At 48.5% G+C, this 12770-nt stretch carries 11 protein-coding genes; 6 read left to right on the plus strand and 5 right to left on the minus strand.

The window, feature by feature from the left end; all coding sequences use genetic code 11:
* A partial coding sequence (locus QQ055_RS04690; protein ID WP_286004285.1) for a serine hydrolase occupies positions 1 to 1309 on the plus strand: 1309 nt, incomplete at its 5' end.
* 4 nt (positions 1310 to 1313) lie between these two features.
* Positions 1314 to 1787 carry a hypothetical protein gene (locus QQ055_RS04695; RefSeq protein WP_284474308.1) on the plus strand — a complete coding sequence of 158 codons (474 nt, stop codon included), beginning with the start codon at positions 1314 to 1316 and terminating at the stop codon, positions 1785 to 1787.
* A gap of 70 nt (positions 1788 to 1857) precedes the next feature.
* On the opposite strand, the gene QQ055_RS04700 is transcribed toward QQ055_RS04695, so the two are convergent.
* Together QQ055_RS04700 and ppsA are read right to left on the minus strand one after the other, a co-directional pair.
* On the minus strand, positions 1858 to 2433 hold the full coding sequence (locus QQ055_RS04700) for a Uma2 family endonuclease (protein WP_284474309.1): 576 nt from the start codon (positions 2431 to 2433) through the stop codon (positions 1858 to 1860).
* A 212-nt stretch (positions 2434 to 2645) separates the two neighbouring features.
* Positions 2646 to 5144: a phosphoenolpyruvate synthase gene (gene ppsA, locus QQ055_RS04705; RefSeq protein WP_284474310.1), complete on the minus strand. Its 2499-nt coding sequence runs from the start codon at positions 5142 to 5144 to the stop codon at positions 2646 to 2648.
* A gap of 424 nt (positions 5145 to 5568) precedes the next feature.
* On the opposite strand from ppsA, the gene QQ055_RS04710 reads away from it, so the two are divergent.
* Complete coding sequence (locus tag QQ055_RS04710; protein WP_284474311.1) at positions 5569 to 6552, plus strand: hypothetical protein; 984 nt, start codon at positions 5569 to 5571, stop codon at positions 6550 to 6552.
* Positions 6553 to 6564: 12 nt separating this feature from the next.
* Complete coding sequence (locus QQ055_RS04715) at positions 6565 to 6954, plus strand: retroviral-like aspartic protease (RefSeq protein ID WP_349775318.1); 390 nt, start codon at positions 6565 to 6567, stop codon at positions 6952 to 6954.
* Between the two features lie 72 nt (positions 6955 to 7026).
* Here QQ055_RS04715 and gyrB read toward each other — a convergent pair whose 3' ends face one another.
* Positions 7027 to 8949 carry a DNA topoisomerase (ATP-hydrolyzing) subunit B gene (gene gyrB / locus QQ055_RS04720; protein ID WP_283360419.1) on the minus strand — a complete coding sequence of 641 codons (1923 nt, stop codon included), beginning with the start codon at positions 8947 to 8949 and terminating at the stop codon, positions 7027 to 7029.
* Between the two features lie 178 nt (positions 8950 to 9127).
* Between gyrB and miaA the strand changes: the two genes are divergently transcribed.
* Together miaA and QQ055_RS04730 are read left to right on the plus strand one after the other, a co-directional pair.
* Positions 9128 to 10039: a tRNA (adenosine(37)-N6)-dimethylallyltransferase MiaA gene (gene miaA, locus QQ055_RS04725; RefSeq protein WP_284474345.1), complete on the plus strand. Its 912-nt coding sequence runs from the start codon at positions 9128 to 9130 to the stop codon at positions 10037 to 10039.
* A gap of 76 nt (positions 10040 to 10115) precedes the next feature.
* Positions 10116 to 10742, plus strand: coding sequence for a Uma2 family endonuclease (locus QQ055_RS04730; RefSeq protein WP_283360420.1), 627 nt, complete (start codon positions 10116 to 10118; stop codon positions 10740 to 10742).
* A 38-nt stretch (positions 10743 to 10780) separates the two neighbouring features.
* On the opposite strand, the gene QQ055_RS04735 is transcribed toward QQ055_RS04730, so the two are convergent.
* Both QQ055_RS04735 and msrP read right to left on the minus strand, forming a co-directional pair.
* Positions 10781 to 11473, minus strand: coding sequence for a Uma2 family endonuclease (locus QQ055_RS04735; RefSeq protein ID WP_284474312.1), 693 nt, complete (start codon positions 11471 to 11473; stop codon positions 10781 to 10783).
* A 286-nt stretch (positions 11474 to 11759) separates the two neighbouring features.
* A complete protein-coding gene (gene msrP, locus QQ055_RS04740; protein WP_283360422.1) occupies positions 11760 to 12740 on the minus strand; it encodes a protein-methionine-sulfoxide reductase catalytic subunit MsrP in 981 nt (326 codons plus the stop codon).
* Positions 12741 to 12770: the final 30 nt, after the last annotated feature.

A 12770-nucleotide genomic window follows, 5' to 3' on the forward strand; every position in this document is an offset into this window, starting at 1 on the left:
GCCCCCCAAAGCGAGGAAAGACGCCCCCCCTAGCGCCACGCGATCCTCGCCAGCGCCCCCAAACGCAATCCCCAAAATGCCCATCCGCCGCGCGCCCCCACTCAACCGGGCAATGGAGCGGCTCGCGATCCCCGACAAAGAGCGGGAATGCGTCCGCTCTCGCCCCCCGGAACGCAAGCCTTTGTCCCCTTTTATGTATGGGACGCGGTTATTGATTTTGGGCGTGGGGATTGGGGCGATCGCCGGAACTTGGCTTTCGGTCTTAGATCCCGCCGGTCGGGATTTGGCGTTGCAGCGTTCTGCCGCTAACTCCGCCCCGGTGGTGCAAACTCAAGCCGCCGAGACGAGTCACAGTTTGGCTCAAAATTCGTGGACCTTAGCGCAATTTGGCGGTACAAACTTGAGCGGCTTCGCGCTGAAATCTGAGTTGAAACCGCTGAAAAATTCCCTAGGCGCGATCGCCCGACAATATGCAAATTTGTCTCCCGGTATTTTCCTGATCGATCTCGATACGGGTGCCTACGTCGATCTCAACGGCACGCAGACTTATGCAGCAGCGAGTACCATTAAACTCCCGATCCTGGTTGCCTTTTTCCAAGATGTGGATGCTGGCAAAATCCGCCTAGAGGAAATGCTGGTCATGAAACCCGAACATATTGCCACGGGTGCTGGCGATTTGCAGTATCAACCGGCGGGAACCCAATACAGCGCCTTAGATGTTGCCACTAAGATGATGACGATCAGCGATAACACGGCGACTAATATGCTGATCGAGCGTTTGGGTGGTGCCGAAGCCCTCAACCAACGCTTCCGCAGTTGGGGATTAAAAATCACCACCTTGAACAATCCGCTCCCGGATATTGAGGGGACAAACCTCACCAGTCCTCAAGAGCTAGCACAAATTATGGCAATTGTCAATCGAGGAGATTGGGTACAAGGGCGATCGCGCGATCGCATTCTCGACATCATGGGACGCACCGAAACCGCTCCGTTACTCAAAAGCGGTCTAGGGCCAGGGGCCAGACTTGCCAATAAAACGGGCACCCTCGGCGTGTTGCTGGCCGATATGGGTTTAGTCGATACCCCGACTGGAAAACATTATGCGATCGCCGTTATGGTTAAACGAGAATTTGGCGACCCCACCGCAGAAGAACTCATTTACCAGGTTTCTCGCGCCGCTTATCAGCACTTTAGCGTTCCCTCTGCCACTCCTCCTACTCCCATCCTCGAACAAGCGCCCCTTCCCTCCCCCAACCGTCCGGAAGGTTTACCCGTAGAACCCGCAGAAGCCACCGCCAATCGACGTTAAACCCATGTTCCGCAAACTTTGGCAATGGATTAAGCAGTGGTGGGGACGACTATTGGGTCGTTCCCCGCAACCTTCCCCTTCAGAGGATGCCTCCACCTCCAGAACCCCCCGCATCTGCACCGACTCGGAATGCGAATCCTTATTTCTGCAACTCCTAGAAGGTGTCAGCCAAGGCTGGGGTCGCGGTAGAATTCAAGGCTACTTCATCGCTAAAAATCTAGAAGAGTCTCAATTTGTCGAATGGTTGCAGCGCTTTGGCGCGCCTCTGCTAGAGAATCCCACCCACCATGTAGAGTTAGCTCAACGCCTGGTGCGCTTTAGCGAAGAAACCACCACAGTCTCCACTATGCAAGCTCTTTCTGCCCTTGCAGGAGACATCGGTCGCCGTATCTTGACCCAAGTTCCTCCCCCTGCACCCCCCTCCCCCGATGACCCCACCTTTTGGGATGAGGTTATTGATGCCCAATTTCATCAATAGCGTGGAGTTGAGGAGGTCAAATAGCGATCGCCAAAGCAGTTAGAACCGCTATGAGTACCCGTGAATAACGTTAATAAAGAGATAGATTCAAGCTAAATCCCTGCAATACATTTTCACCTGATAATTCTGTAGGAAGATTTCGCACTTCCACCTCTTCGCCTGGGCGATAAATTTCTACTTGTTGTTGTTGGGGGTTAATCAACCATCCCAATCGCACCCCGGCATCCATATATTCTCGCATTTTGGAACGCAACGTTTGCAAATCATCTGTTGCTGACCTTAATTCGATGACAAAATCGGGTGCAATCGGAGGGAATTTGCGTCTTTGTTCGGGGGTGAGTGCTGAGTAGCGTTCCCTTTGAATCCAAGCCGCATCGGGGGAACGATCGGCACCATTGGGTAACTTAAATACAGTGGAGGAACTAAAGGTATAACCGAGGTTAGTTTGTCGATTCCAGATGACTAAATCGGCAATCAGGTCAGCTTCTCGACTTCCACTATCGCCTCCTACGGGTGGCATAACAATTAATTCTCCTCTAGTTGTACGTTCAAAGCTTAAATCGCGGTTATTTTGACATAACTGATAAAACTGTTCGTCTGTCAGGTGAACGGTATCTAAATTTAATATCAAAGGACTTGTAACCATACAGCTAGCCTGAATCGTGGTGGGCTACTCTTTTACTTGCCAATATAATTATAATGTGCTAATGAAATGGCAGGAGAGTGAAAAAGAGGAGCGAATTTCTGGATAGGCGATCGCAATTTCAACGCTTGGATAAGTGAAGAAAGCCCTAGTAGAAACCTACCAGGGCTGTTATCGAGAAGGATGAATTCAACGCTCATCCTAAACTTGAGACACTATTGGAGATTTTCCACCTTGGCGATATCCAACAACGTCTTAATCACTGAATCCGGGTTCAAACTAATTGAATCAATCCCCAACTCAACTAAGAACCGGGCAAATTCAGGATAATCGCTGGGTGCTTGGCCGCAAATGCCAATCTTGCGATTCCGGCGTTTGGCTGTTTCAATCACCATCCGCACCATTTGCTTAACCGCTTCATTGCGTTCGTCAAAGATATGGGCCACCAGAGACGAATCGCGGTCTAACCCTAACGTTAGCTGCGTTAAGTCATTAGAACCAATCGAGAAACCATCAAACACATCGCTAAATTGATCCGCCAGAATTACGTTACTGGGAATTTCGCACATAACGTAAACTTCCAGACCATTTTCGCCGCGTTTGAGGCCATTTTGTTCCATCACCTCCAACACCTTGCGGCCTTCTTCTGGCGTGCGACAGAAGGGAATCATCGGAATAACGTTCGTTAATCCCATCTCATCGCGGACCCGTTTCAGCGCCTTGCATTCCAACCCATAGGCGGCCGCATACTTCGGATCGTAATAGCGCGAGGCACCCCGCCAGCCAATCATCGGGTTTTCTTCTTTCGGTTCAAACTGACGACCGCCGAGGAGGTTGGCATATTCATTGCTCTTGAAGTCCGACATCCGCACCACCACCGGGTTTGGATAGAACGCTGCCGCAATCATCCCAATCCCATGCGCCAGTTTATCCACGAAGAAATCAGGTTTGTGGGGATACAAAGCCGTCAGTTCGGCAATTTCTTTCTGAACCGATTTGTCTTCAAGTTGGTCAAAGTGAATCAACGCTAACGGGTGCGCTTTAATGTGGTTGGCAATAATGAACTCAAACCGGGCCAAACCTACACCATCGCACGGCATGGAAGCTAGACCAAAAGCTTCTTCTGGGTTGCCCACGTTCATTAAAATCTTCGTGCGCGTCTGTGGCAAGTTATCGAGTTGGGTTTCTTGCACTTCAAAGGGAACCAAACCTTGATAAACTTTGCCTTCTTCCCCTTCCGAACAGCAAACAGTTACTTCTTGTCCGGTGACGATATCGGTGGTGGCGCTACCGCAACCGACAATAGCAGGAATTCCCATTTCGCGAGCAATAATAGCGGCGTGACAAGTGCGTCCTCCTTGGTTGGTGACAATAGCGCTTGCTTTTTTCATGATGGGTTCCCAGTCGGGGTCTGTCTTGTTGGTGACAAGCACTTCACCCGCTTTGAAGTCATCAATGCGGTGAACGTCGAGGATGACTCGCGCTTTCCCTTGACCAATCATTTCACCGACGGCGCGACCCCGTGCAACGACATCGCCTGTTCCTTGGAGTTTGTAGCTTCTGAGGACGTTAGCAGATTTTTGCGACTGGACGGTTTCAGGACGTGCTTGAACGATGAATAATTCGCCGGTTAGACCATCTTTGGCCCATTCAATGTCCATCGGAGTATATTGGCCGCGAACATTGCTGTAGTGGTCTTCAATGATGCAGGCCCATTTCGCCAGTTGCAGGACTTCATCATCGGTGACGGCAAATTTACCGCGTTCGCTTTCAGTAACGGAGACGTTCTTTGTTAGTTTGGTACCACCCAGGTCATAGACCATTTTAATTTCTTTGCTACCCAGGCGTTTTTCTAAAATCGGGCGGTAGCCTTCTTTGAGGGTGGGTTTAAATACGAAGAATTCGTCGGGGTTGACGGCCCCTTGAACGACGTTTTCTCCAAGGCCGTAAGCGGCGGTAATTAAGGCGGCGTTTTTGAACCCAGTTTCAGTATCGATGGAGAACATGACGCCGGAGGAGGCGAGGTCGGAACGCACCATTTTTTGGACGCCGACGGAGAGTGCAACTTCAAAGTGATCGAATCCTTTGATGGTGCGATAGGAGATGGCGCGGTCTGTAAATAGGGAGGCGAAGCATCGGTGACAGGATTCGAGAACGCCTTTGACGCCGTGAACGTTGAGGTAGGTTTCTTGTTGTCCGGCGAAGCTGGCGTCGGGGAGGTCTTCGGCGGTGGCGCTAGAACGAACGGCTACGTCTGTGTCTTGGCTGTAGTCTTCGCATTGTTGTTGATAGTCGGGGCCAAAGCGGCTGCAAAATTGCGGGTCGTAGCCGTAGCGTTCGCAGAGTTTCTTGTACGCAGAGGCGATCGCACTTTGCAATTCTTCGGGAAATGGCGTGTTGAGAACTAAGGCCCTGGCTTGTTTGCCTCGTTCTCTTAAGTTCAGGACATCTTCTACGTCTAAATCAGAGAATAATTGACGTAGTTTTTCTTCTAAGCCTGCTTTTTTCACAAAGTAGCGATAGGCGTAAGCTGTCGTTGCAAAACCCGTAGGAACACTGACGCCTTGGGGGGTTAGTTGTTGGATCATTTCGCCGAGGGAGGCATTTTTTCCGCCAACTAAAGGAATATCTGCAATTCCAACTTCTTCAAACCAAAGGACAAACGCTTGTTCTTTTGAACCGGATGATTGTTTTTCTTGAGCTGCTTGAATCATGGTTTTTTATCCCTCTCGATCCATCCCTATATTATCAGCCTTATTTGCAGGTTATTCTCTCCTTAAAAATCTGTATTGATCGAGCGATTTTTTCTACTTAAGCGTTGTTTTAATTTAAGTTTATTCAATGGAAAATTGTCACTAAAAAACCTGAATTCAAGCTTTTGTGGTAAAATAAACCCCGAATATTGCTACCTTGTTGGCAAGTGCCTTTTAGATGAAAAAATAGTAAAAAATGCTTTGTTTATCTTTGGGGAGCAGATTATTGAGGTATAATTGACAAATTATGCTTCGTCTTTTTTGAGGTTACAAAAGTTAAGCCAGCTTTCATCAAAATTGGCTAAAACTTTAATATATTAAGAAGCAAAAACTTTTATATTGAAATGTATTAAAGGCTTGTCCTTGTCTAGGAAAGGTGGTAAAAGTGAGCGAACTTTTAGACAACTTGATTTGTCGCCACGCCTTTAATACTCAAGAGCTTGTAGAAACCTATCCGCCAAACCTGTATGACTCTAATAAGCAAGTTGTTTACGATATTGCTTGTCCTCCGGGTTCGGTTCATCGGGGAACGTTATGCTTTTCCCGGTGGCGAGGGATGAAGTTACCCGAAGGTCTTCCGGCTTCTGGTGAAACCGTTTTAGAGGAATATTCCGGCTATTTTGAATACGAACCTTCCCATAACAGTCAAGAGATGGAATGGTATCTCAATTTTGCCGATCTCGATCTATTCTATGCCTATGGCAGTCCCTTATTTGCTCAGGATGAAATGCAAGTGGCCGAACATCCGGCGCTGGCTTCCTTGCGGGAGGCGCTGCTGGCGAATGAGATTAACCTGTTCACGGCAGAAAAAGGGGGGCCTACGCCTGTTTTGGTGCGGGGGGTAGAACGACGATGCGCGATCGCAACTAACCCCGATGCCTCGCAACAGCGACCTTTTGGCTTATATGGGAATCACTTTGCACGCGCAACAACAGAGGCGATCGCGCTAGCCACAAAACCCCTAAATCCGCCTACTGTAACTAATATCCTAGCCATATCAGCGCCTTCATGCCGTTCGGGTTCCTACACGCAAAAGCAAATTGAGCATATTCTTACCACCGCCTTTACTGGCTTCACGGCGGCTCGGTTAGACTCAGAGGATCTTAATATCGCCATCCACACGGGTTTCTGGGGATGCGGCGCTTTTGGCGGAAATCGCGTTTTAATGGCACTCTTGCAGCTACTAGCGGCACATCTGGCGCAAATCAACCGCCTCATCTTCCATACGAGCGATCGCAGTGGCTCCGAAGCCTTTGCAACCGCGCAAAACCTTTTCTACAATGCGATCGCACCTAACTCTACAGTTTCAGAGTTGATAACCCAAATTCACGCAATGGATTTTCAATGGGGAGCGAGCGATGGGAATTAGAGATTGTAGAAACTGGGGATAGTATGGGAATGCGATCGCACTGATGTACTTCCTTTATTACCCTTATCCCTCACTTACCGAGAAGTGACAGTCGAAGCTTCAGGACTACTTGATACGGGTGCAAGCGTCAATGTATTACCTTACAATCTTGGCATTCAATTGGCTGCGGTGTGGGAAGAACAGACAACTGCTGTAACGCTCGCAGGTAACTTAGCAACGGTGGAAGCGCGAGGATTATTAGTTTCTGCGGTAATTGATAACTTTAACCCTGTTCGGTTAGTATTTGCCTGGAGTGCATCCAATGATGCGCCTCTGTTGTTAGGACGAATGAACTTTTTTCTAGAATTTGAGGTTTGTTTCTACCGTTCGCAACTGGCTTTTGAGGTTCGTCCTAAACTGTGAAGTCTAATGGGTATTAGTTTTTAAAAACGGCTAGCCACCCAAAGAGAGGATGGGCTAGCCGTCAAACTGGACTTAGATATCTAAATCGGTAAGATTGAGTTTGGGGCCGTAGGTTTCGATAAACTCGCGACGGGGGGCAACGCGATCGCCCATTAAGATCGTAAAGATACGATCGGCTTCGGCTGCGTCCTCAATTTCCACTTGTTTGAGGGCCCGCGTTTCTGGGTTCATCGTCGTTTCCCAGAGTTGAGTTGGCATCATTTCCCCTAACCCCTTAAACCGCTGGATGGTGTAATTGGCATTATCGGGAAACTCGCGGATGCGTTCTTGCAATTCGCGATCGCTATAACAATAGTAATGACTGCGACCGCGTTCTAACTTGTACAATGGCGGACAAGCAATATAGATAAAGCCTTGATCCACCAAAGACCGCTGATAGCGATAGAAGAACGTTAGCAACAGCGTCCGAATATGCGCCCCATCCACGTCCGCATCAGTCATAATCACAATGCGGTGATAGCGCAGTTGAGAGGAATCAAACTCTTCGCCTTTAATCCCTAACCCCAATGCTGTGATTAAGGCTTGGATTTCATTATTTTTGTAGATTTTGGCATCGTCAGTCTTCTCGATGTTGAGAATCTTACCGCGTAACGGCAGAATTGCTTGAAAACGTCGATCTCTGCCTTGCTTCGCCGAACCGCCAGCCGAGTCCCCTTCTACAATAAAAATCTCTGATTCTGAAGGATCTCGCGAACTACAATCAGCTAGCTTACCCGGTAGCGTTGACGATTCTAACACCGATTTGCGGCGTACCAATTCCCTAGCGCGTCTAGCGGCTTCTGCGGCGTTAAAGGCTTGGATGGCTTTCTCTAGAACCGCATCCGCCACCGCCGGACGAAATTCCAGATACTCAGTCAGCACTTCACCCACCAGGGAATCTACAATACCGCGTACTTCCGTATTCCCTAACTTGGTTTTCGTTTGACCTTCAAATTCTGGATCGGGTACCTTAACAGAAATCACCGCCGTCAAGCCTTCGCGGATATTTTCACCCGCCAGGTTAGGATCGCCATCTTTAAGTTTATTCCGCTTGCGCGCGATCGCATTCATCGTCCGCGTCAAAACAGCCTTCAACCCTTCTAAGTGCGTTCCGCCGTCAATGGTGCGAATATTATTGGCAAACCCCAACACATTATCGTTATAAGCATCGGAACACCATTGCAAGGCCACCTCCACCTGCACGTTATTGCGTTCCCCCTGGATAAAGATAATCTCCTCGTGTAACGCGTCTTTATCCCGGTTCATATAAGAAACGTATTCGCGAATTCCCCCTTCATAGAAATAGATTTCCTCGCGGGGTTCGCTTTGGCGATGATCCGTAAAGGTAATCCTAACGCCAGCATTCAAAAACGCTAACTCGCGCAGGCGACCCGCCACGGTCGCATAATCAAACTCAATCCCAGTCGTGAAAATCTGGATATCTGGCTTAAACTGAATCTGCGTCCCAGTATTGCCTTCTTTGTGGGGTTTATTGGCAATATCGCCAACGGGTTTTCCTTGTTCGTAGCGTTGGGTAAAGACTTTCTTCTCCCGCCAAATGGTCGCTTTCACCCATTCTGATAAAGCATTGACGACAGAAACCCCAACGCCGTGTAAGCCGCCGGAGACTTTATAACCGCCACCGCCAAACTTACCGCCTGCACCCAAAACCGTCATCACCGTTTCTAAGGCAGATTTCCCAGTACGGGGGTGAACGTCTGTGGGAATTCCCCGTCCGTTATCAGTAACAGTGACGGAACCGTCGGCATTGAGATCGATTTCCACATGAGTGCAGTAGCCGGCCAGAGCTTCATCGATCGAGTTATCCACAACCTCGTAAACTAGATGATGGAGTCCTCTTGGCCCGGTTGAGCCAATGTACATCCCTGGTCGCTTGCGAACGTGTTCAATACCTTCCAGAACTTGAATCTGATCGGCGCTGTAGCTACTGGTCATGTATGGGATTCTCCTATTAGGGGCGCTCTTGTGGCCCAAATCTGGTTTTGAGGGAAAAACACTCGAAAATTCTAACACAAATGGGTTGCAGGCGACATTAGGGCAGTTTTAGCTTAATTTTTTCTGGGGGATGCACCTAGGTTAGAATCGAGTTTGAAGAGGGGGGTGTTTGGCTGCCATGTCTCAACAGGGGCTAATTGTAATTTGTGGGGCGACAGCCACGGGGAAGTCTGGGTTAGCATTACAACTGGCACAGCGTCTTGGTAGCGTCATTTTAAGTGCAGATTCGCGCCAGGTGTACCGAGAGTTTAACATTGGGACGGCGAAACCAACAGAGGCGGAGTGCCAGTCCGTTCGCCATGAGTTGATTGATATCTGCGATCCGACGGAAACGCTGACGGTTGCAGATTACCAAGAACAGGCTCAACGGTTGATTGCCAAGTTTCACCAAGACTCCATTTTACCCTTGCTCGTTGGGGGAACAGGACTCTATATTAAGTCGGTTGTGCGGGGGATGAAGATTCCGCGAGTTGCACCCCAGACAGAATTGCGATCGCAACTTGCTTCCCTCGGTCAATCTCAATGTTATGCCATGTTGCAACAAGTAGACCCCCAAGCAACCCAAAAGATTCATGAAAATGACTCTGTAAGAACCTTACGGGCGCTAGAAGTTTTCTATGTCACGGGTTGCCCCATTTCTCAGCAACAAGGTGAAAATCCTCCTCTCTATTCTACCTTACAAATTGGCTTAGATACCGAAGATTTAACCGCCAGAATTGCTCGCCGAACTCAACAAATGATCGCCGACGGATTTGTTGCTGAAGTAGAATATCTTTGTCAGAAATATGGAGTCGATCTCCCTTTACTGAATACGCTAGGCTATCAAGAAATTAAACAATATCTCGCAGGCAAAATTAGCCTAGAGGAAGCCATAGAGTTAACCATTTTACATACGCGCCAATTTGCCAAACGCCAGCGCACTTGGTTTAGAGCCAATCCTCAGATAGAATGGTTTGATGCTGATTGTCCCGATTTAATTGAAAAAGTAGGGCAACGCATCCAAGAATTTCAAGATACCCAGTTGGGTTAAACTGTGGCGAGATGCGATCGCACTTATCCCGATGCGATTTGGTAGACTGACAGTAGCGATCGGGCTAAGTTGACCTATGATTGTTGCGAACAGCCAATCCTTACAACAGAAACCCCTCAGCTTTGACGAGTTTCTTACCCATTATGGAGATGATAACCGCTATGAACTGATTGATGGCGAGGTATTCGACTTGGAACCAACAGGTTTGCATGAAGAGATTGTAGCTTTCATGACTGCAAAAATCTGCGTCCAAATCGATAGAATTGGCTTATCTTGGTTTGTCCTTCAGCGAGGACTATTACGCCCTTCTAATACGGGTATGACCGCATTTAGACCTGATGTTGCAGTCATCGATCGAAATGAACCGATCCAAGAACCCCTATGGTCTGACCAATCAATCCTAACACTAGGCAGTTCGATTAAATTTGTAGCAGAAGTTGTGAGTAGCAACTGGCAAAATGATTATGCCCGTAAGGTCGAAGATTATGCGGTTTTAGAGATTCCTGAATATTGGATTGCAGACTACGCAGGATTGGGCGGTACTCGACACATTGGCAAGCCGAAACAACCCACCCTCTCTATCTGTACGCTTGCCAATGGAGAGTATGAAATTCAGCAGTTTCGGGGAAATCAAACTCTCGTCTCTTTAACCTTTCCAGACTTAAAACTGACGGCTGAACAGGTGTTGAGGGCAGGTCGATAAAATCATTAACTACCCTCAATAGAGGTTGACAGATAACTTTAGAGCGAATCAGGATTAATCCCTAATTCGCGTAACTTCTCGGCTAGCTTTTGGGCGCGTTGTTCAGCATTATTCGCCCGTTCATCGCCCGTCAGCAACAGCGTTCCATCCCGCTGACACCAGCGCAACCAGCTATCTTGTCTTCCTTCAAATTCACCTTGCCAGAGGGTTACACCTAAACCCACTTGTTCTAGCCATTCTGGGGAGATTTCTGCATACCTCATTCCCCGCAATTCGTAGGCTTGTAAAACTCGGTCGCCGATCTGTTGATTGGGGTCATAAACGATATAGTAACTCACTCTAACGCGTTCGTAGATGTTGAGCTTTTTATCCAGTTCGTTCCCTTCGCGGTTAGAGACAATTTCAATCGCGACATCGGGGGGTTTACCCAAGCGCCAAACCATATAGGCGCGATTTTTCTTTTCCCACCAGTTTTCGGGGACGGTGACGTTTAAACTTAACAAAACATCTGGGACAATTGCCGGGTTGTCATCAATATTAAATACGCCGACATTAGCAGCCGCTAAAAAGGTTTGTTCTCGCCAAGAACTGTAGAGGGCGCTAACAAGCAGGCGTTGTTGTTTTTCTGAGGCGAAATTATCCACAGGTGTATCGTCTTCAGTAATCAGATGATCGACTCTGGGCGGTTCAAAGAAATCTTGGCATTCAATTAAACTGGGTTGGTGTCCCATTGGCTTGACCCTCCAATAATGGGGTTCACAAACATTATGGCGCAGAAGTATCTCGCTCTTGGGTCGCGCGATCGCACTTAGCATAGAGATTGTGAAATTTAACTTTCCTCTGGGTGGTGTTGGGTCGCGCTAGGCTTGACCCAACCTACTCACTTTCCCCATGTATAGGGTGGCGATCGCACTTAGCATAGAGATTGTGAAATTTAACCTGCTGGGTGGTGTTGGGTCGCGCTAGGCTTGACCCAACCTCACTCGCTTTCCCCCATCCTCCCATCCCCCCATCCTCCTAGGTATAGAGGTGTGCTACATACTCCCCATAACCGTTATAGGGAAGCGTTGGAACCCGTTTCCAGGAGAGAGAATCTTCTGAACTAATGATTTTTTCCCTGGCTTGCGACCAACGGGGATGGGGTTTATCGGGGTTGACATTGGCTTCAAAGTCGTACTCGCTTTTGACCACCGTATTCCAGAAAGTGGCCGGTTGAGTGTCTACAAACTCAATTTTGACCACAGATTTCGCCCCTTTATAGCCATATTTCCAAGGAATCACTTCCCGGATGGGGGCCCCATGTTGTTTGGGGAGAGTGTGGCCGTAAATTCCGGTGGCGAAAAAGGCGAGATCGTTCGCCATCTCATCGATTCGCAGGCTTTCAGTATAAGGCCAAGGCAAGTGCGGTGGGGCGAGCCAACCCGGCCCAGAGGTGACATCTTTATCAAACCAGGAGGTAAAGCGGACGAATTTGGCTTGGGAGGTGGGTTCAACATCTGCCATCAATAGGCGCATGGGAAATCCAACCCAGGGAACTACCATAGACCAAGCTTCAACGCAACGGAAGCGATAGACGCGTTCTTCAATGGGAAATTTGCGGTTAATCTCATCGAGATCGTAGGTATGGGGATTTTTCACCAAACCGGAGACTTCTACCTTCCAATCTTCTAAGGGTAAGGCTTGGGCAACTCTCCAAATTTCTTTACCGCGACCAAATTCGTAGAAGTTATTATACTTAGCGGCGACATCCTCCGGGGTTAGGGGACGGTCTACTTGAGCAAAGCGGGGATTGCGAACCAAGTTAGAATATTCCTGAAGATAATCGTAGGAAATTTCGGAGTCTCGATCGGACTGACAGCCTGCTAGGGGGAGAATTGATGCACTTAACCCCGCCCCTAATAAGCCTTTCATAAAGCGACGACGGTTGAGAAAAACAGATTCTGGGGTAATTTCTCGGTCTAGAATTTCCCAAGACTTAGGTACGCGGATTAAAGTCATAGCAATTGTAATTGAAACAACGCGAGGGGG

Source organism: Geitlerinema calcuttense NRMC-F 0142, from assembly GCF_030285425.1.

Excerpts from the sequence above, each read along its gene's own strand:
- QQ055_RS04695 (WP_284474308.1), top strand. The coding sequence starts at position 1,314 with ATGTTCCGCAAACTTTGGCAATGGATTAAGCAGTGGTGGGGACGACTA.
- QQ055_RS04700 (WP_284474309.1), bottom strand. The coding sequence starts at position 2,433 with ATGGTTACAAGTCCTTTGATATTAAATTTAGATACCGTTCACCTGACA.
- ppsA (WP_284474310.1), bottom strand. The coding sequence starts at position 5,144 with ATGATTCAAGCAGCTCAAGAAAAACAATCATCCGGTTCAAAAGAACAA.
- gyrB (WP_283360419.1), bottom strand. The coding sequence starts at position 8,949 with ATGACCAGTAGCTACAGCGCCGATCAGATTCAAGTTCTGGAAGGTATT.
- miaA (WP_284474345.1), top strand. The coding sequence starts at position 9,128 with ATGTCTCAACAGGGGCTAATTGTAATTTGTGGGGCGACAGCCACGGGG.
- QQ055_RS04730 (WP_283360420.1), top strand. The coding sequence starts at position 10,116 with ATGATTGTTGCGAACAGCCAATCCTTACAACAGAAACCCCTCAGCTTT.
- QQ055_RS04735 (WP_284474312.1), bottom strand. The coding sequence starts at position 11,473 with ATGGGACACCAACCCAGTTTAATTGAATGCCAAGATTTCTTTGAACCG.
- msrP (WP_283360422.1), bottom strand. The coding sequence starts at position 12,740 with ATGACTTTAATCCGCGTACCTAAGTCTTGGGAAATTCTAGACCGAGAA.